The following is an 18,032-nucleotide window of genomic DNA, read 5'->3' on the forward strand; positions in this document are numbered from 1 at the left end:
CACGAGAGCTGGTTCCAGCCCTTCACGCAAGACGTGAGTGGCGGAATCAGCTCTCATGTTGTGTCCGACAGGCTTCATGCACGGTCTCGTAAACAAGGCGGCCAATCGCATTGCCAATGGTTGTGGCCGCTCCAGCATAAGCATGTACGGCTTGGTAAGCCGGGTTGCCGCTAACCCCGATCACGACGGCATCCGTCGTTGTACCGGTTGCAATCATGTTTGTCTCCGGATCCATGAGCTGCAGATCGGCAAGGGCCGCAGCTTTCGCTTCAGCGTAAGTAATTATCGCATTTGTCATCGCCGAATCGGTCATTTGCCCATCCACAAGCAGCACCGTATTAATGGTACCGGCGGAATACGCGGAGAACGTTTCCCTCGGCAAGCCCGCCCTGGCTGCATTCCGGGTCCCCGCCGTCGTCATGCACAACAGCTTGAAGCGGTCCCCTTCCAGCTCGGCAACGGATGCATGCGTCAGCTTCGCCGCGGTCAGCAGGCCGATCGTATGCTCCGGCTCATAGCCCCATTGCCTCAATTGATCTGACGTATCGCGAGCTGGATCAGTACCACTGTAATGCAGAGGCACCTTCCAGTTAACGATAACATCCGCCTCAGCCAAGCCTCCGGTATGAATCGCGTTACTTAACGTCCTTAACTTTCCGGGACTACAAATTTCCAGACGTTCTTCCCGATGGGTAATGCTTACCCCGTCCCACAACCTGGAAGAATAATGCTGCCCTTGCCTGAAAGGCTGGCTCATTGAAATGCTGCTTCCCGGAACTTGGACAAAGAGCGCTCCAGCGCTTCCAGCAGCCATTCATTCTGATGGCGGAGCTTAACCGCAAATCGGCAATACGACTCATCAAGTCCGATAAAATGCGAAGCATCGCGGATGAGAATTCCCATTCGCCCCATTTCGTACTGCAGACCCGCAGCCGTTAGTCCCGGAATATCCGGCAGCCGAACAAGCAGATAATTCACCTTACCCGGAATAACCCGGAAGCCAAGCTCTTCAAGCTTGCCGATCAGCCACGGACGCTCCTCGAGCAGCCAATTCATCGTGCGCACGGCATATTCTTTCTCTTCCAGCACCGCTTCTCCAATCTGCTGGGCCAAGGAATTTACGCTCCACGGCACTTGAAGTCTGCGTAATTCCGCGATTTTATGAGGGGTTCCTACCATATAGCCTAGACGAATACCCGGTACGGCATAAAATTTAGTCATCGACCGGATGACGAATAACCGTTCATGCACCGCTGCCTCCCTTAGAAGCGTATATTTCTCTTCCTCCGGCACAAAATCCATAAACGCTTCGTCCACTACAACCGTTGCGCCGCTATATACCAGCTTCATGATAAGTGCAGGATCCACCAGTTGCCCGGTTGGATTGTTAGGCGATCCAATCATATAAAAGGCTGCTTCCGAATCTTCTATCATCGTTGAATTCAAAACAAATTCATTATCGGCAGACAACATCACCGGTGTAATTGAACCGCCGGTCTTCATCACCGCGTCACCGTATTCCGTAAAGCATGGATAAGCTAACGCCGTAACGGACGGGCGAAGCGCCCTCACGACCAAATCGATCAACTCGGCGGCACCGTTGCCGATCAGAATGGATTGCTCGTCTACGCGATGAAGCTGCGCCAGCTTGGTCCGAAGTCCGCGTACAGCCGGATCCGGATAACGGTCAATCTGCTCCGCATAATGCACCAAGGCGCGTCTTACTCCATCCGGCGGGCCAAACGGATTCATATTCGAGCTGAAATCAATAAACTGCCGGGCCGGGAAGCCGAAGGTTTCTTCCGCCGTCCGTAAATCTCCACCATGTCCGTAGCGTTCAAGCATGGATTTCCCCTCTTCCCATCGCTAAATTACGTGAATGACCAGTACGCTTGCAAATAATAAAACGGCTTCTACGGCTTCATTCAGCGCACCGTAGGTATCTCCTGTCAAACCGCCAAGCTTGCGGTTCAGCCAAACGGCGAATAATGATCCCGCAAGTATCGTTAATACGATGCATCCGGCAAGAAGCAGCAGTGTTTCCTGCCAAGCCAATCCGTTAAGGGATAAGCACAGAACCGTTGCTACGGCAGCTGCAATAAAACCTGCCGCAACCTGCCGTCCCGATGCCATATGGAATAAAGCTCCTATACCTTCTCCTTGCCGGGCATTTGGCCAGCCCGCGATGGCAGCTCCCATCCACCATCTGCTCCAGACCGGTATGACCACAAGAAGGGATAATGCGCGGCTGCCATCCTGCTGGCCCAACCATTCCGCAAGCAAGGAGAATTTAAAGAGCAGCAGCAGCACCGCCGCAATGACGCCCATTGCCCCAACGCGGCTGTCCTTCATAATCTCCAGCATCCGTTCCCGGGACCGGTGGCTGAGCACGCCGTCTGCCGTATCCATCCAGCCGTCCAAGTGCAGGCCTCCGCTAAGCGCCGTCCAAATGGCCAGCAGCAATACGGCCGCCGGCATTGCTGGCGAGAACAGTTCGAGCACGGCAAATCCTCCTGCCAGTATCGCCCCAATGAGAAAGCCTGCCGCAGGAAAATAAATAACCGTCCGTGCCAAAGTCACCGGTTCAAACGGCACCGTTACCGGTACAGGAATCCGGGTAAGAAACTGCAGAGCCGCAGCAGCTGCCTGCGCATGGCGTTTTAACGCAGCAATAACCATAACCCCAACACTCCAGCCATCATAAGAATACTAACGGTGTACAAAAGCCGGACGGAACGGACGATATCATCAGGCTCCATCACTCTTGTCGGCCACCCCATCCTTGCCCGTTCGCTTGGCTGTCCGAAATAATAATTAAGTCCTCCAAGCTCAATGCCAAGCGCTCCAGCCACGGCGGATTCCGGAATGCCGCTGTTTGGACTTGGATGATAACGGGCGAACCGGCGAACGGAAGCCCAAGACCGGACAGCCGACATTCCCCTGTTAAGAAATGCGGCAAGCGTGAGCAGCAGCCCGGTTAGACGTGCCGGAATATAATTCAACGCATCATCCGTTCGGGCTGAGCACCACCCGAAGTTTACATAATTATCATTACGGTAACCAACCATGGAATCCAGCGTATTTGTTGCCCGGTACAGCATGGCAAGCGGCGCACCGCCGATGATGGCAAACAGAATAGGCGATATAAACGCATCTACCGTATTTTCCGCTACCGTTTCCACAGCTGCCCGCGAAGCTTCGGGCGGTGTAAGGTTCTCCGTATCGCGCCCTACAATATATCCTACGAATTTGCGCGCATCTTCCAAATTGCCGGCAGCAAGCGGACGGTAGACAAGCATTGCCGCATCCTTCAGACCTTTTACCGCAATCGTGGTGGAGATGAACCAGGCACTTACCGCATATCCCAGCCATGGATGGATCCAGGCTGCTGCAGCCGTTACTCCCCACATGATGCCATAGGATACGGCTAAAGTAACGATCGTCAAAATAATGCCCATGCCCTTAATGCGCCTGGCATCCCGTCCCTCTTCCTTCCTGCGAAGAGACTTCTCGAGTACGCGAATAAGCCGACCGATCCAGATAACGGGATGGGTCGGCCACTTCGGATCGCCGATAATCCAGTCTATAACGATAGCTGCCGCAACAAGCAGCAGCGTTTCCTGCAAAGAATAAAAGATCATAAGCTCTCCCACCGAAATTGCATGGCTTTCAATTCGACCGGAATTCCAGCTGTCACAAGGAAAACCTTGTCCGACAAGGCAGCCATCCGTTGATTCAGCCGTCCGGCTTCATCACGGAATCTTCTGCCCAGCGGATAAGCCGGCACGATGCCGTCCCCGACCTCATTGGTCACAAGGATTAGCGGATAGTTATACTCCTGAACGGCCGCTGCCAGTTCATTGACCTGTTCACTCAGCCAATCTTTCTCCATAGATTCGGATTTTTCCCGTTCCTCCGCTTCCATCAGCACATTTGTCAGCCATAATGTTAAACAATCAACCAATATCACTGGCGGCTTTCCTTCCATCAGCTCCAGCTCATAGGCTTCCTTCGCCAGCTGCCGCAGCCTGCCCGAAAGCCCCACCGGCTCCTCAATGGTGGTCCAACGAAAGCCGCTTTGTTCCCGGTTCTGCTGGTGCAAAGCGATCCTTTCCGCCATTTCCTCATCCCAAATCCGGCTGGTTGCAATATAAACCCCTTGCTCTCCAAGCCGCGCAGCAAGCTTCTCGGCAAAAGAGCTTTTGCCGCTTCTTGCTCCGCCGGTTACCAACATGGCCATCTTCGCCGCACCTACTCCCTGGAGACTCCGGCGCTTGAGAAGGTCGCCATTTCCTGCATCAGCTTTAAGGCAGCATCAACGAAATGGAAGCATAATACGGCTCCAGTTCCCTCTCCAAGCCGCATGTCGAGCTGAATCATAGGGGACAGCCCCATCGACTCCAGCACTACCGCATGCCCCTGTTCCTGGGACAAATGGGAGGCGAACAAATAAGGCTTTGCCTGTTCCGCCAGCCGTACGGCTACCAGAGCGGCAACCGAGGAAATAAACCCGTCTACGACAACCGGGCAGCCATTTGCTGCCGCGCCGATAATAAATCCGGCCAATCCCGCAATCTCCGCACCGCCTACCTTGGCGAGTACATCAAGCGGATCCGAGGCATCCGGCTTGTTAACGGCAATAGCGCGTTTCACGACTTCAATCTTATGCCGCCAGCTTTCATCGTTAATGCCCGTTCCTCGGCCAACGGACAAATCAGGCGATAATCCCGTCAATACGGTTGTCAGAGCGGCGCTTGGGGTCGTGTTGCCGATGCCCATCTCTCCCGTCGCGAACAGCCGGTAGCCTTTGTCCGCTAATTCATCGGCAACTTGAACGCCCGCCATGATAGCCTGAAGCGCCTCTTCCCTGCTCATCGCAGGCTGCTTTGCCATATTGGCTGTTCCTCGAACCACCTTGCGACTGATCAGCCCCGGATGCTCAAGCTCGGCATTAACGCCAATATCCACGCAATAGACATCGGCTCCCGCCTGTCGCGCGAGTACGTTTACCGCCGCCCCGCCGCTTAAGAAATTAAGCACCATTTGCGGAGTTACTTCCTGCGGATACGCGCTGACTCCTTCCTCGCACACGCCGTGGTCTCCAGCCATCACGACTACCGCTTTACGGCTTAAATCCGGCCATAGACTTCCTGAAATCCCGGCTAAGCGAAAAGCAATCTCTTCGAGCTTCCCGAGACTTCCGGTTGGCTTTGTCAGCTGATCGGAATGCGCCTTGGCTTCAATTACAGCTTGTTCCTGAAAAGGTCTGATTCGTTCGATAACCTGTTTTAGCTTAGCCGCTAATTCGTTTGCCACCATGTTTTCTCCTCTCCGTATGTAGAACTCTATGTCATTTCTATCAATCTGCCGGCTTCTTGTTGTTTCGGCTGCAACAAAATTTGCGGCGTACCGGTCAACGGATGCTTCACGATCGATGCTTCCGCCTGATAAACCTCCCGGATTAGATCAACGCTAAGCACCTCCGCAGGAGAACCCATTGCCGCTATTCCGCCTTTATGCAGGACGAGTATCCGATCACAATACAGGGATGCCAAATTCAGATCATGCAGGACGGCTACAACGGTCAAGTTGCGCTCTTGCTGCCACTGCCGCACGGTATCCAGCAGCTGTACTTGATAACCGATATCCAGATAGGTCGTTGGCTCATCCAGCAAAATAACCTCCGGCTCCTGCACCATCACCTTAGCTAGAGCTACCCGCTGACGCTCACCGCCGCTTAGCTGATCAAGCGGCCGGTTCGACAAAGGCGTTAAACCCATCGATTCAAGCGTAAAATCGATCAGCGCCGAATGATCCTCCCGTTCATCGCCAAACCAATTTTGATAAGGAAAACGGCCCATCTCAACCACTTGACGGACGGTAAAGCCCGCAGGCGGCAATCCGCCTTGCTGCAGTACTGCCAAACGTCTTGCGAGAGCTTTGCGGGAATAATTCGACAGATGAACGCCAGATAAGCTGACTTCACCCGAAGAAGGCTTTGTCACGCCGGATAGCAGCTGCAATAGCGTTGACTTCCCTACGCCGTTTGGCCCGATTATGCAATGAATTCGGCCTGGCTCCAGATTAAACGAGAGGTTCTCCAGAACAGAACGGCCGTTAACCTTCTTGCTCAATTGTTGAACCGAGATCATTAGAAGCCCTCCTGTCCTTTTTTGCGCCGGTACAGCAGATACGCGAAGAATGGCGCGCCAAGCAAAGCGGTTACGACTCCAAGCGGAATTTCCTTGGGAGCTAGGGCTAATCTTGCAAGCGTATCGGACCATAACACGAATATCCCTCCGCCTATTGCCGAGAGTGGAATAAGCAGCCGGTAATCCGGACCAACCATTAACCGGATGAGATGCGGCACAACCAAGCCTACGAAGCCGATAACTCCGCTAACCGATACAGCCGCCGCGGTAAGCAGCGTCGAGCCGATAAGGACGATCAGCTTTGTCCGCTCAACCCGGATTCCCAGATGCGCCGCATGCCGCTCGCCAAGAACAAACAGGTTCAGCGCCTGTCCATAAGCAATCAGAAGCGGCAGACCAATAACCAGGCATGGAAGCACGATGTAGACGTCCGCCCAGTTTTTCATCGCCAGCGAGCCCATCAGCCAGAATAGAATCTGGTTAATGACTTCGTCAGACATCGATACCATAAACGATACAAAAGCGCCTAAGAAGGATTGAATAATAACACCCGACAGGATTAAAGTCTCAATCTGCATGACGCCCCTGCTGCGAGCCAAGAAGAAGACGCCAAGCAGCGTCAGCGTTCCCGTTATAAAAGCCACAACCGGAATGGTCCACTCGCCTAGCACGGCCTGATAACCAAATAAAATAAGAAAAGCCGCTCCTACCGAGCTGCCTGATGATACCCCTAATGTATAAGGATCGGCAAGCGGATTGCGGAGCACGCCTTGAAAGCCGGCCCCGGCAAGTCCAAGACACGCGCCAACAAGCACGCCAAGCAGCACGCGGGACAGCCTGACCTGCGTCACAATCGCAATCTCGCCGGCACTCCAGTGACTACTGGCATTATCCGTCCAAGGAAGCTGATGCCAGAGAATTCCCCATACATCGGCAAACGGTATCATGGAGGATCCGATCGACAAACTTAGAACGATAGAAACAGCAAGAAGGAGCAAAGCTGCTCCTCCATAGACCGCTAATTTTCTTTTCATTTTACTTCACAAGATCCGGGTGAAGAGCTTTCGCAACCTGCAGCAGAGCATCCGCAAGACGTGGGCCTACGCGTGAAGTCTCGTCGTTGCCAACTTCAAACATCTGCTTGTTCTTCACCGCATCAATCGCATCCCAGCCCGGACGGCTGTTAATTCCGGTTACGATTGGATTCGGATCCTCTCCCAAATCAGGATAAAGGATAATTTCAGGGTTTTGCTTCACGACTTCTTCCGCGCTGACTTCATACCAGCCTGCTTGCGAAGCGCCTACATTCGTACCTCCGGCAATCGTAAGCAGTTCATCCAGGAACGTACCGGAACCAACCGTCCAGCCCGGCGAGAATTCCAGGTAAACCAGCTTTTTAGGAGCGTCCTTAACGGCATCCGTCACCTGCTGCTTCACATCGCGCATGTGCGTTGCAACTTGAGCCGCTTCATTGTTCTTATTCATTATTTTACCGATTGTCTCGATTTTGGCAATTGTTTCGTCATAAGTTTTTGGATCCGTAGCAAGAACCGTAATGTTCAGCTTGCGAAGCTGCTCGACCGCATCGGTGTTCATCGACGAGGATGCCACAACAAGATCGGGATTAAGAGCCGCGACTGCTTCGATATTGGTCGTCATGTCGCCTACTTTAGGCTTGGACGCCGCTTCTTCCGGATAGTTGCTGTAGCTGTCAACGCCGGCTACTTCTTCGCCTGCGCCAACCGCGTAAAGGACTTCCGTCTCGCTTGGCGCGAGAGATACGACCTTCGTTGGAGCCTTCTCAAACGTCAACTCCGTTCCCGTAGCATCCGTCACCTTAAACGGATATACCGTCTCTGCTGCGGCTGCCGGACTTTCGGCTGGCTGTTCGCTTTGAACCGGCGACGCCGACGCGTTTGCATTCCCCGTATTCCCCGCGTCATTCGTGTTCGCTTTGTTAGCGCCGCATGCCGCCATAAAGACCAGAATTGCAGTCATCAACACGGCCAGCATTAATTTCGACAATCTTTTGTTTCTCTCAACCATTATTTCCAAGCACCCCTTCTATTTATCTTGAATCGAAAACAAAAAAAGGCATTTCCGGCAATAGTGCCGGAAATGCCGGAAGTCCTCTTGGCTTGCGCGCAAAAAAAGACGGGTTCCTACATTCCAACACTTCCCTAACTCCACGTAGGTACAGCGTTATGCGAACAGGCAGGTCTCCTGACTTGAAGCAGTAGCGCCAGCGTCTTCCCGAATCTTGCATTCAGTGACTTAAGCTGGCACACGGGTCTAAATAAACTTAGACCGCTTCTTACAGTGGCGGGTCCGTGCCGGATTTTAACCGGACTTCCCTATTAAGCTTGCAACAGCCTTACGGCTCTTGCAGCACCTGTTCCATGATTTATTCGTTTTCGACCAACGTAACTATACCACCCATATTCTAGAATTGTCCAGCAGCTCTTCTTAATCTGGCTCCAAGCCGGATAGCATTACCCACCACCGATACCGAACTGAAGGCCATTGCCGTACCGGCCATCCACGGCTGAAGCATGCCGCAGGCGGCAAACGGAATGATAAGCGCGTTATAGATAAATGCAAACGTCAGATTTTGCCTGACATTGCGCACCGTTAGACGGCTGATCAGCAAAGCTTCCGGAATGGCGGTCATCCTGGGCTGAAGAAGCGTAATATGTCCGGCCGTTAACGCCGCATCCGTACCGTCTCCCATCGCGAGGCCAACATCCGCCGCGGCTAGTGCCGGAGCGTCATTCCAGCCGTCACCGGCCATACCAACCTTGTAGTCCTGCTCCTTCAAACGGTTAACCAGCTCCAATTTATCTTCGGGCAGCATATTGGCATAGACCTTTGAAGGATCGATTCCCGCCGTTTGGGCCGCGCTCAAAGCAGGCGCAGGATGATCTCCCGTAGCCAGAACCACGGTAACTCCGGCTTTTCTAAGCTGCGTAACGGCCGGTTTGGCAAAAGCCTTTACCGCATCAACGAAGGAAATAGCTCCAATTACCCGGTTATTATCCGCTGCATACAGTACCGTTTCCCCAAGCTTCTGGCGTTCTTCCGCAAATCTTTGTATGGTCGGACTTCCGAAGTTCCACTTTTTCTGTGCGGCAAACCCGGCATTGCCGATTCCGATTCTCCTCTGCTCTACTAATGCTTCTACCCCTTTGCCCGTCGTATAGGAAAAATCGGCTGCGGCAGGAGGAACCAGGCCGGTCTGCAAAGCTTCCGCCCGAATGGCGACGGCAAGCGGATGAGTCGAATGGCCTTCAACGGCAGCGGCAAGTCTCAAGAGGCCCTGCTTGCTTCCCTGTGCAACATGCATGCTGCCGATTTTCGGTTTTCCTTCCGTTAACGTTCCCGTTTTATCAAGCACGAGCATATTAAGCTGAGCCAGCCGTTCAAGAGCGCCCGCTTCCTTCACCACAATCCCTCTTTTGGCGAGACGCCCCGAGGCTACGACAAGAGAAATCGGAGTTGCAAGTCCGAGAGCGCATGGGCAAGCCGCCAGCACAACCGCAACGGCACAACGGAAGGCAGTCGTCCAATTGCCCGGATCCACAGCCGTAACCCAAATAACAAACGTACCCGACGAGAGAAGAAGCATCGCCGGAACAAACCAAGCCGATACCGTATCGACCTGCCGCTGGATCAACGATTTCGATCGCTGTGCCTGTCTGACCAAATCAACAATTCGGCTCAGCATGGTGGCATAGCCGGCAGCGGTTGTACGGATACGCAGGCTGCCGCTTTCATTACGGGTCCCTGCCCATACCTGGTCGCCCGGACGTTTGGCAAGCGGAACGCTCTCCCCCGTCAGCAAGGATTCATTCACTTCCGATTCCCCGCTTGCAATAACGCCGTCAACAGGAATAATCTGTCCGGAGGGTACAAGAACATAATCATCCTCCCTGACAAACTCCGTCTTGATCTCCATTTCAACGCCGGCCCGCTCCACTTTTACTACCGTGTTCAGCAGCTTGCTGTATCCCGAGGCATCCTGCTGCGCGCGCGAAGTAACCGAGGCTTCAATAAACTTGCCAAGGAGCACGGCCGTAATGACAACTGCCGATGTCTCGAAATACAGAGGAACCTCATGGGCATACAAAGCGGTTCGATCCGCATTAAATACGAGAAAATGACTGTACAAATAAGCAGCCGAAGTACCGGTCGCCACCAAGACATCCATATTGGTCGCCCGTGACCGGATTGCATGATAAGCCCCGATATAGAAAGGCAGACCTATGACGAACTGGATAACGGTCGCAAGAACAAGCTGCAGCCACGGATTGGTTAGAAGCTCGGGAAGCTCAATCCGGGCAAAAGGAGCCAGATGCTGTATCATCGCCGAGAGCAGAGGCGCAGTAAGAATCAAGGAAATAATCAACCTCAGCCGCAGACGGCTTCGTTCCTTCTCGAAGCCTCCCTTCGCATTTTCGGGCAGATCAGCTTTAAAGCCCAGCTTGCCGATTTGCTCCATAATGGCCGGCGGCTCAATCATTCCAGGCTTATATTGCACCCAGGCCGTACGCGCCGAATAGCTGACCGCTACGGCTTCAACGCCTGGCATTTTCCCAACATTCTTCTCTATTCTGGCCGCGCAAGCGGTGCAGCTCATCCCTTGCACGGATAAATCGATCGTAATCCCCTTCTCGTCCATACAGCCTCACCCGCCTTCCGCTTGTCCATTCTACAACCGCAATTGAACAAGCTCCTGCGTTAATCTATATGATTCGAATAGGGGATGTAGAATTAAAAAAGCGTGCTTGCGGAGGCCATTGCCACCTAACAAGCACGCTTGGAATTTTATTTGCCGTATGCGACTTCGCCATTCCAGGCGAGCATGCCGCCGGTCATGTTGGTTACGTTGTAGCCTTGGGCATGAAGGAAATCGCAAGCTCTTCCGCTGCGTCCTCCGCTGCGGCAAACCATGATCAGAGCCTGGTCCTTCGGCAGCTCTTCATAGCGCTCGCCGAATTGCGAGAGAGGAACGCTATTCGCTTCAGCGATATGTCCTGCTTCCCATTCGTCATCCTCACGAACGTCAATCAGATTCAGCTTCTCGCCGTTTTTCAGGCGCTCTTCAACTTCGGCTGGCGTAATCTCTGGGTACACTTCATTCCACTCCTTCATATTTCTTCAGGATCTTTGATTCATATTGCTGAAAAACCGGCGATTGCCGGAGTCCGCGTGCTTCCATGAGCATCTTGAACCTCAGCTCTTTCTCCGTCAGCTTTTTCTTGAGAACGGCTTGTTCATCCGGATTCCGGCACAGGCGAATCATATCGTGGAGGCTGAGGATCTCCTTCTTCGCAACCATCTCTTCCGGAATCATTCCGGCGTTGCTCAGAAGCTTGTAGGCGACCCGGAGCTCCTCCGGTACATGCGAGTTGTCTTCCAGCTCGAGCGGTTCGCCTTTCCCTTTCAGGTTGTCAAACTCGCCTTTCGCCATCGATTCTTTAATCCGCTGCTCCACCAACGAGGACATAAAATCCATGCCTTGTCCGCCTCCAGTCATTGCCCGTCATCCCTAGCGCTTTCTTTAAGCATTGTAACGAAAAAGAAGCCTCCCGGCAATGAGAAGCTTCTTTCCCGACCTTCTATTAGATACGAACAGCCGTGCCGCTGACAGCCACCATCAGCATACCGTCCCGCACAACCTCGTAATCGATATCGATGCCAACAATCGCATTTGCTCCCAAACGGAAAGCTTGGTTTTTCATTTCTTCGAACGCAACATCCCTTGCTTCCTTCAGCTTGCTCTCGTAAGCCCCGGAACGTCCGCCCACAATATCCGTAATGGAAGCGAAAAAGTCGCGGACAACGTTGGCCCCCATAATCGCTTCGCCTGTTACAATGCCGGAATATTCGATAATCGGACGTCCTTCAATCGCAGCAGTTGTTGTTACTAACATAAAATGACCCCTCCCGATATTAGTAAAGCACATAATAAGAAGGAATACGTTCCGTACGAAAAAACGTTTCATTTAGCACTAAGGGACATCAATACTTTTGAAAGTCAAGGAATACGGGTTTCGGGCGACTTCAGCCCCTTATCTCCTCGATCCGAACATCTCTTATTTGGCCGGAATCGGCTGCCACGAAAATATGGACGCGTACGCCAAATTCGGCACCGCTGCCTCTGAGCCATAGCTTAAACCGTTCTTCCGTTCTCGAATCTGAGGCGGTAAAATGTCCCTCGTATTTGTAATCGACAATATCGGCATCCGGATATTTGTTTGCGGTCTCCTGCATCGCGATTCTTCCGTATTTGGCATAAGAAGGCTCCGCATGCGCGGCTGAAGGCACCGCAAAAGCAAATACGGCGACAATCAGCATATAGATCAATGGTCTGCCTTTTTTGAATACCATACTGCCACTCCCTAACCACATTTTCGGTACTCCCGTTAGTGTGGCTGTTCATGGCTGCAGGCATACATGCTATTCTATTCAAACCGGCTCCAGCATAGGAGCGTACATCATAACGGCTTCATTGCCCGTCACGAATTCCTCGTCCAGCAGCTCCCCTTCATCCAGCGCGTATTTCCTGCGGTAGATTGAGTTGCTTCTGACGTAACCGCCCCATGGCTTCAGCTCAATCCGGTGATCCTTTTCCACGACTTCATACCGGTAATTTACAGGAAGAGAGGAACGCCACTCGCCAACGAGCTTATCATCCGTAAGACCTACAATCAGCTGAAAAGGCTGCTGGGTCGGATTATGGATCTGCAGATCCAGATAATTGTATGCGCAGGTTGCGCCGCTCCCGAACGGCTGCGTCCGCCCGGCGTCCGGGAAAACATCGTAGCTGTGTCTGTGCCGTTCAACGACCTGCAATGGGGTATGAAGCGTCATCCAGTAGATGAGATTGGACATTTGGCATAACCCGCCGCCTACTCCCGACTTATATCCGCCATAAAATAAAATCATGCCGTCGACATAACCTTTCTTTCTTGTCGGTTTGCCTATGGCCCGCCAGTAGGAGAAGGTTTCGCCGGGCATCAATACGATGCCGTTCAATTTCTGTGCCGCCAGCCGCAAATTGATAACCTTATTGGTTTGCAGCCACATGTCTACATTTCGAAGCTGTCTCATTAAAGGAGTCGCATGGGTAAAAACCACATACGTCAAAGAAAGTTTCTTATTGTTCCGGGCTAGCTTGCCTGAGCTTAACAGCCATTTTAACCGCCTTTTATTCGTAAACCACCATTTACCCGCCTGCAGGCGCAGGAACGAACGTTTGACCGGCCGATGCTGCATCAGATTATTCAACTTCCCTCTTCTCTCCTTTACAGAAGTCCAAATTTGTTCAGCGGCCATATCCGGTACACGGCCTTCCCTTCAATGCTGGAAAAGGCAATCGGCCCGATTGACCGGCTGTCCACGCTATGCTCGCGGTTGTCGCCAAGAACAAACAGCTCCTTCCGGGCAACCGTGTAGGGGAATTTCATCCCGCCCGGTTCCGTCAGCCCTACGGTGTAAGTCTCCGATAGCTGCTGCCCGTTCAAGACAACCATTCCGTCCCGGACGTCAATGACATCGCCTGGCACGCCTATGACTCTTTTCACCAAACGCAAGGGGCTTTCCGGTCCATGGATAATAACGATATCTCCACGCTCCGGGGACTTGAAACGGTAGGACCATTTGTTTTCGATCAGGCGCTGGCCTTCCACAAGCGTTTTTTGCATTGAGATGTTATGTACCTCTGCCTGCGCGTAAACATAGTTTTGGAATAACAATGCGATGATGATTGCAGCCGTAATCGAGACCAGCCACTCTCTTAGCTCAAGCAGCGCCTTGCTGTTCCTGGTTAGTTGATCATCCATTCCCTTACACCCCTTGAAGAAATAGGAATTCAACATAACCATCACCTATGACGTTTTCGCCCGGCCAAAAGTTACCTGCGGCCTAAAAATACCGTGACAGGTGCGTGGCATGTCTTATAAAGTAGATTTATATGAGGGAGGTAGCCAGAATGGAACCATCAACACGATCGCAGCGTCTACTTTTTATGACGGTAACGTTAATGTTCTGGATTGCGATGTATACATACGTGCCGACGTTGTCGCCTTATTTAAGCTCGAGGGGGCTTACGCTGGATTTAATCGGAGTTGTGCTTGGCAGCTACGGTTTCGTCCAGCTGTTGATCCGATTTCCGCTCGGGATGCTGTCGGACCGTTACGGAAAAAGAAAGCCGTTTATTCTGCTCGGCATGCTTGCCGCCAGTATCAGCTGTCTTTTGTTTATCATTCCGGGAAGCTGGCTGTGGCCGCTTGCGGGACGCGCGATGGCGGGGTTATGCGCATCGACCTGGGTTGCTTTTACGGTGATGTACGCGAATTATTTTGCGGCGGAAGATGCCACGAAGGCGATGGGGAATATAAGCGTGATGACCGTGTCCGGCCAAATGATCGGGATGCTGTTAAGCGGCTGGATGTCCGAGGGATTCGGAGCGGATGCTCCTTTTGTGCTTGGGGCGATTATCGGTGGAATGGGGCTTTTGCTGGCGCTCGTTATTCACGAGCCGGCCAAACCGCTTCATGAGCGGAGCGGCATATCGTTCTCGAAGATTCAAAGCGTGATCCGGACGAAGCTGCTGCTGCAGGTCGCCCTGCTCTCTTTGCTCGCGCATTGCGTGCTGTTCATTACGATGTTCGGTTTTACGCCGTTAAAAGCGGAGGACATGGGGAGCAGCGGAGTCGAGCTTACGTTACTCGTATTCGCTTTTATGGCGCCTCACGCCCTCGCCTCCATGTTTACGGCCAGGTGGTTTGCGCCGCGCTTCGGGAATTGGACAACGATTGGCACCGGATTTATTCTAAGCGCCATATGCACCGTCTCGATTTGCTATGTGCATTCCATCTGGATTCTTATGCTTACGCAGATGATTAACGGATTCGCGCAAGGCTTGCATATCCCTCTTCTGCTTGGGCTTGCGATCCGCGACGTGGATCCTTCCGGCCGGGCTACCGCCATGGGTCTGTACCAGGCGGTATATGCGACAGGCATGTTCGCGGGGCCATTCCTTGCGGGCTGGCTGAACGAAAGCTGGGGGTTAAACAGCGGGTTTGCGTTAGGCGGTATATTTGGATTTATCGCCGCCGTGCTTTGTCTCCTCTATTATCGATCTGATCGCAAGTTAATTAAGTCCATTAATAATTAACGCTATTATTTAATGTAAAGAAGAATAATTGCAGCGGCAGCAGCGGAAATAACGATGCCGATATCCTCCCTGCTGAACTTCAGCCGCAGGCCTTGCGTTGGCTTCGCAAGCGGATGACCGATCCCGCGGGCTTCAAGCGCATCCGCCATTTGCTCGGCCATATGCAGCAAGGAACGGATGTAAGGTACCATGGCAGGCAGCAGCATCCGGAACGGAAGCGACCCTGCGGCGGTTGTGACCTTGCCCCGCGCATGCGCGATCTTGACGTAACGCTCCCATTCCCCCGCAAGCAGCGGAATAAAGCGGAAGATCAAGGTTACAGTAAGCGCGACGGACATCACGGGTATTTTGAATCGGCTCAGCCAGCCAAACGTCTGCTCCAGGCTGCGCTGGACTCGCAGCGGCGTTACGAGACCCAAAAGCGGCAAGCCCAGCATCATTACAAGCAGCAAACCGCTGAAGCGCTGAATGGTCTGGAGGGCTGCCCCCCAATCGAAGGTAAACGGGCCAAAATGCACGCCCGAAATAATGGCGATTACCGCCGTCATAATGACGTAGGCCCGGATGGCTTTCATCCAGGGCCTTATTTGTGTCCGCAGCGGGATGAGCACCGCAAGGGAAATGGCCGCTGCGACAGCCAGCCCCACCCAGCTGTGCTGGAGCAGGATGGTTGTGGCGAGCAAGAGATACGCGACGATTAACGCCCGCGGATCGAACCGCGCCGCGAGCCCTTGGGTTGGAGCTGCAGCGGGCGGAGCTGTAGCAGGCGGTGCCTGTGCGAGCGATGCCGCAACGGGCGGTGCCTGTGCGAGCGATGCCGCAACGGGCGGTGCCTGCGGCTCAGGCGCAAGTGCTGCTGCCGATGTCTGTGCAGCAGCACTTGCGGAAGCGGCTTGCAAGGACGGGCGTTCCGCCGTCCTTGCGCCGTGGGCGGCGCGCTGCGCCGCCAGCAGCGCCGCGAGCTCGCGCGGCGCCGGCCACGGCGCGCCGCCTGGCGCAGCCGGCGGCGCAAAGCCGGCAGCGCGCAGCTGCGCCAGCGCGCGCTGCGCCTGCGGCGCGGCGGCATCGTGGGCGCGGTGCTCCGCCCACGATGCCGCCGGAGCCGCTTCGCGGACGGAGCCGCCGGCAAGCACGGCGACCTCGTCCGCGAGCGGCAGCAGCGCGTCGAGGTCGTGCGTGGCCACGACCGCTCCGCGCCCCGCCGCCCTATGCGCGTCAAGCATCGCGCACAAGCGGCGGATGCCGTCGGCATCTAGCCCCGCCGTCGGCTCGTCGAGCAGCAGCCATTCCGGCTCGCATGACATTAGGCAGGCCATGGCAAGCCTTCGCTGCTGCCCTCCGCTTAGCGTCCAAGGATCGCGCTCCAGCAGCTCTATTGGCAATCCAGCCTGCTCCATTGCTTTTTCTATTCGGTTTTCCTTCTCTTCCGTATGCAGTCCGTAAGGCTTCAAGGAATAATCGAACTCTTCCCTTACCGACGAAGCAAACCATTGCGATTCGGATTGTTGAAGAGCAATGCCGGTTCGCATCACAATCGGCTTATTCAACCGCAGCTTTTTCCCCCTGCTGGTCCAAAGCGATTCGTTGCCCTGATCGATTTGCCCGCCGCATAAACGTCTCAAACCCGCCATTGTCTCCAGCAGCGTTGATTTGCCCGAACCGTTGTGACCAACAAGCAAAGAAATTGCTCCTTTACGGAAGGTCAGGTTAATTCCGCTTAACAGCAGCTTGTCAGGCTCATGAGCCGCGGCAACCGATACCTGCTCAAGCTTCCAATCGCCAGTCATTCCGCTGTCACCGCCTTCGCAAGCATTTCGGGCGTCAACGGCAGCGGCTGAAGCTTCACTCCAAGCTTCTCCAGCTCCCATGCCGTCTGAATGACATATGGAGCGGTAAAACCAAGCTCCTCGCATGGACTGCTTCCGTCAACAGAGCGCCGTTCGAACAACCTTTCTGCGGCTCCATCGAACCGAAGTTCTCCTTGCTCCAGAGCCAGGACACGGTCGCCGGCAGCCAGCTCCTCCAGCTTCTGCGTAATCCAGATGACCGTTACCCCGCGGTTGTTCAGTTCTCTTACCTTATCCCTAACATATATACAGGCTTCCGGGTCCAGCATAGCCGTTACTTCATCCAGAATCAGCATCGGCGTTTGAACCGCAAGGCAGCCCGCAATAGCCGTCAGCTGCTTTTGTCCGCCGGACAAGGTTTCCACCGGTTGATGCATACGGGCATGCAGACCGGTCTGACGAAGGGCTTCCTCAGCGAGACCCGTAATCCTGTTTCCTTCTAAACCATTCTGCTCCAGCATCATCACGACATCTTCCCAGGGAGTGGAACCCACCATGGAAGCATCCGGCTGCTGCAGCACCATTGGGACCTGCCCTGTCAAGAACCGGGATTGATCCTTCTCAACCTTGCCTTCCGCCTGAAAAGCGCCAAAACCGGCAATCAGCCTCGCCAGCGTGCTTTTCCCGCTCCCGTTTCTGCCGATCAGATTAATCCATTCCCCTTCAACAATCGTTAACGTCACATTGCGCAACAGAAAGGGCTGTGCCTTCATTTGCTCCCCGTATGCAAGAGGCTTGACTGACACATTGGCCAGCTCTGCCAAATTTTTTTCCGAAAACATTCCTTCAACCTCTTCCCCAAATGACAAAGCTGTGCTAAAATCCGATTTGTTAACCTATATAAACTATAAA

The 18,032-nt window shown here is 53.7% G+C and carries 19 protein-coding genes and 1 riboswitch; of the genes, 1 reads left to right on the forward strand and 18 read right to left on the reverse strand.

The window, feature by feature from the left end; all coding sequences use genetic code 11:
- Window positions 1-46: 46 nt before the first annotated feature.
- The 16 genes from PJDR2_RS16885 to lepB all read right to left on the reverse strand — a co-directional run bounded on the left by PJDR2_RS16885 (window position 47) and on the right by lepB (window position 13,996).
- Window positions 47-757 (reverse strand): adenosylcobinamide amidohydrolase, encoded by a 711-nt coding sequence (locus PJDR2_RS16885; RefSeq protein WP_015844925.1) that lies wholly within the window; start codon window positions 755-757, stop codon window positions 47-49.
- Window positions 754-1,845 carry a threonine-phosphate decarboxylase CobD gene (gene cobD, locus PJDR2_RS16890; RefSeq protein ID WP_015844926.1) on the reverse strand — a complete coding sequence of 364 codons (1,092 nt, stop codon included), beginning with the start codon at window positions 1,843-1,845 and terminating at the stop codon, window positions 754-756. Before cobD ends, PJDR2_RS16885 begins: the two co-directional genes overlap by 4 nt.
- Before the next feature lie 21 nt (window positions 1,846-1,866).
- Window positions 1,867-2,679, reverse strand: coding sequence for an adenosylcobinamide-GDP ribazoletransferase (gene cobS, locus PJDR2_RS16895; protein ID WP_015844927.1), 813 nt, complete (start codon window positions 2,677-2,679; stop codon window positions 1,867-1,869).
- Window positions 2,661-3,641 carry an adenosylcobinamide-phosphate synthase CbiB gene (cbiB, locus tag PJDR2_RS16900; protein ID WP_015844928.1) on the reverse strand — a complete coding sequence of 327 codons (981 nt, stop codon included), beginning with the start codon at window positions 3,639-3,641 and terminating at the stop codon, window positions 2,661-2,663. Before cbiB ends, cobS begins: the two co-directional genes overlap by 19 nt.
- The gene (cobU, locus tag PJDR2_RS16905; protein WP_015844929.1) at window positions 3,638-4,240 is read right to left on the reverse strand and encodes a bifunctional adenosylcobinamide kinase/adenosylcobinamide-phosphate guanylyltransferase; all 603 of its coding nucleotides are present in this window, start codon (window positions 4,238-4,240) and stop codon (window positions 3,638-3,640) included. The genes cbiB and cobU overlap by 4 nt, the downstream gene beginning before the upstream one ends.
- An 11-nt stretch (window positions 4,241-4,251) precedes the next feature.
- Window positions 4,252-5,319 (reverse strand): nicotinate-nucleotide--dimethylbenzimidazole phosphoribosyltransferase, encoded by a 1,068-nt coding sequence (gene cobT / locus PJDR2_RS16910; RefSeq protein WP_015844930.1) that lies wholly within the window; start codon window positions 5,317-5,319, stop codon window positions 4,252-4,254.
- Window positions 5,320-5,345: 26 nt separating this feature from the next.
- Window positions 5,346-6,152, reverse strand: coding sequence for a heme ABC transporter ATP-binding protein (locus PJDR2_RS16915; protein ID WP_015844931.1), 807 nt, complete (start codon window positions 6,150-6,152; stop codon window positions 5,346-5,348).
- Window positions 6,152-7,186, reverse strand: coding sequence for a FecCD family ABC transporter permease (locus PJDR2_RS16920; RefSeq protein ID WP_041613491.1), 1,035 nt, complete (start codon window positions 7,184-7,186; stop codon window positions 6,152-6,154). The genes PJDR2_RS16915 and PJDR2_RS16920 overlap by 1 nt, the downstream gene beginning before the upstream one ends.
- Window position 7,187: 1 nt before the next feature.
- Window positions 7,188-8,198: an ABC transporter substrate-binding protein gene (locus PJDR2_RS16925; RefSeq protein WP_049790054.1), complete on the reverse strand. Its 1,011-nt coding sequence runs from the start codon at window positions 8,196-8,198 to the stop codon at window positions 7,188-7,190.
- Between the two features lie 149 nt (window positions 8,199-8,347).
- Window positions 8,348-8,563: riboswitch (cobalamin riboswitch) on the reverse strand.
- Window positions 8,564-8,595: 32 nt separating this feature from the next.
- The gene (locus tag PJDR2_RS16930; protein ID WP_015844934.1) at window positions 8,596-10,830 is read right to left on the reverse strand and encodes a heavy metal translocating P-type ATPase; all 2,235 of its coding nucleotides are present in this window, start codon (window positions 10,828-10,830) and stop codon (window positions 8,596-8,598) included.
- A 146-nt stretch (window positions 10,831-10,976) separates the two neighbouring features.
- Window positions 10,977-11,285: a rhodanese-like domain-containing protein gene (locus PJDR2_RS16935; protein ID WP_015844935.1), complete on the reverse strand. Its 309-nt coding sequence runs from the start codon at window positions 11,283-11,285 to the stop codon at window positions 10,977-10,979.
- Between the two features lies 1 nt (window position 11,286).
- The gene (locus PJDR2_RS16940) at window positions 11,287-11,667 is read right to left on the reverse strand and encodes a DnaJ family domain-containing protein (protein WP_015844936.1); all 381 of its coding nucleotides are present in this window, start codon (window positions 11,665-11,667) and stop codon (window positions 11,287-11,289) included.
- A gap of 106 nt (window positions 11,668-11,773) precedes the next feature.
- The gene (locus PJDR2_RS16945; protein WP_015844937.1) at window positions 11,774-12,085 is read right to left on the reverse strand and encodes a YbjQ family protein; all 312 of its coding nucleotides are present in this window, start codon (window positions 12,083-12,085) and stop codon (window positions 11,774-11,776) included.
- 130 nt (window positions 12,086-12,215) lie between these two features.
- A complete protein-coding gene (locus tag PJDR2_RS16950) occupies window positions 12,216-12,563 on the reverse strand; it encodes a YqzG/YhdC family protein (protein WP_083778149.1) in 348 nt (115 codons plus the stop codon).
- Between the two features lie 57 nt (window positions 12,564-12,620).
- On the reverse strand, window positions 12,621-13,430 hold the full coding sequence (locus tag PJDR2_RS16955) for a VanW family protein (protein WP_041614355.1): 810 nt from the start codon (window positions 13,428-13,430) through the stop codon (window positions 12,621-12,623).
- Between the two features lie 29 nt (window positions 13,431-13,459).
- Window positions 13,460-13,996 carry a signal peptidase I gene (gene lepB / locus PJDR2_RS16960; RefSeq protein ID WP_041613493.1) on the reverse strand — a complete coding sequence of 179 codons (537 nt, stop codon included), beginning with the start codon at window positions 13,994-13,996 and terminating at the stop codon, window positions 13,460-13,462.
- A gap of 149 nt (window positions 13,997-14,145) precedes the next feature.
- On the opposite strand from lepB, the gene PJDR2_RS16965 reads away from it, so the two are divergent.
- Window positions 14,146-15,333, forward strand: coding sequence for an MFS transporter (locus tag PJDR2_RS16965; RefSeq protein ID WP_015844941.1), 1,188 nt, complete (start codon window positions 14,146-14,148; stop codon window positions 15,331-15,333).
- Between the two features lie 5 nt (window positions 15,334-15,338).
- On the opposite strand, the gene PJDR2_RS16970 is transcribed toward PJDR2_RS16965, so the two are convergent.
- Window positions 15,339-17,120 carry an ATP-binding cassette domain-containing protein gene (locus PJDR2_RS16970; RefSeq protein ID WP_015844942.1) on the reverse strand — a complete coding sequence of 594 codons (1,782 nt, stop codon included), beginning with the start codon at window positions 17,118-17,120 and terminating at the stop codon, window positions 15,339-15,341.
- On the reverse strand, window positions 17,117-17,962 hold the full coding sequence (locus PJDR2_RS16975; RefSeq protein ID WP_015844943.1) for an energy-coupling factor ABC transporter ATP-binding protein: 846 nt from the start codon (window positions 17,960-17,962) through the stop codon (window positions 17,117-17,119). Before PJDR2_RS16975 ends, PJDR2_RS16970 begins: the two co-directional genes overlap by 4 nt.
- Window positions 17,963-18,032 lie beyond the last annotated feature (70 nt).

The organism is Paenibacillus sp. JDR-2, from assembly GCF_000023585.1.
Classification (GTDB): Bacteria; Bacillota; Bacilli; order Paenibacillales; family Paenibacillaceae; genus Pristimantibacillus.

Excerpts from the sequence above, each read along its gene's own strand:
- PJDR2_RS16885 (WP_015844925.1), bottom strand. The coding sequence starts at position 757 with ATGAGCCAGCCTTTCAGGCAAGGGCAGCATTATTCTTCCAGGTTGTGG.
- cobD (WP_015844926.1), bottom strand. The coding sequence starts at position 1,845 with ATGCTTGAACGCTACGGACATGGTGGAGATTTACGGACGGCGGAAGAA.
- cobS (WP_015844927.1), bottom strand. The coding sequence starts at position 2,679 with ATGGTTATTGCTGCGTTAAAACGCCATGCGCAGGCAGCTGCTGCGGCT.
- cbiB (WP_015844928.1), bottom strand. The coding sequence starts at position 3,641 with ATGATCTTTTATTCTTTGCAGGAAACGCTGCTGCTTGTTGCGGCAGCT.
- cobU (WP_015844929.1), bottom strand. The coding sequence starts at position 4,240 with ATGGCCATGTTGGTAACCGGCGGAGCAAGAAGCGGCAAAAGCTCTTTT.
- cobT (WP_015844930.1), bottom strand. The coding sequence starts at position 5,319 with ATGGTGGCAAACGAATTAGCGGCTAAGCTAAAACAGGTTATCGAACGA.
- PJDR2_RS16915 (WP_015844931.1), bottom strand. The coding sequence starts at position 6,152 with ATGATCTCGGTTCAACAATTGAGCAAGAAGGTTAACGGCCGTTCTGTT.
- PJDR2_RS16920 (WP_041613491.1), bottom strand. The coding sequence starts at position 7,186 with ATGAAAAGAAAATTAGCGGTCTATGGAGGAGCAGCTTTGCTCCTTCTT.
- PJDR2_RS16925 (WP_049790054.1), bottom strand. The coding sequence starts at position 8,198 with ATGGTTGAGAGAAACAAAAGATTGTCGAAATTAATGCTGGCCGTGTTG.
- PJDR2_RS16930 (WP_015844934.1), bottom strand. The coding sequence starts at position 10,830 with ATGGACGAGAAGGGGATTACGATCGATTTATCCGTGCAAGGGATGAGC.
- PJDR2_RS16940 (WP_015844936.1), bottom strand. The coding sequence starts at position 11,667 with ATGGATTTTATGTCCTCGTTGGTGGAGCAGCGGATTAAAGAATCGATG.
- PJDR2_RS16945 (WP_015844937.1), bottom strand. The coding sequence starts at position 12,085 with ATGTTAGTAACAACAACTGCTGCGATTGAAGGACGTCCGATTATCGAA.
- PJDR2_RS16950 (WP_083778149.1), bottom strand. The coding sequence starts at position 12,563 with ATGTGGTTAGGGAGTGGCAGTATGGTATTCAAAAAAGGCAGACCATTG.
- PJDR2_RS16955 (WP_041614355.1), bottom strand. The coding sequence starts at position 13,430 with ATGCAGCATCGGCCGGTCAAACGTTCGTTCCTGCGCCTGCAGGCGGGT.
- lepB (WP_041613493.1), bottom strand. The coding sequence starts at position 13,996 with ATGGATGATCAACTAACCAGGAACAGCAAGGCGCTGCTTGAGCTAAGA.
- PJDR2_RS16965 (WP_015844941.1), top strand. The coding sequence starts at position 14,146 with ATGGAACCATCAACACGATCGCAGCGTCTACTTTTTATGACGGTAACG.
- PJDR2_RS16970 (WP_015844942.1), bottom strand. The coding sequence starts at position 17,120 with ATGACTGGCGATTGGAAGCTTGAGCAGGTATCGGTTGCCGCGGCTCAT.
- PJDR2_RS16975 (WP_015844943.1), bottom strand. The coding sequence starts at position 17,962 with ATGTTTTCGGAAAAAAATTTGGCAGAGCTGGCCAATGTGTCAGTCAAG.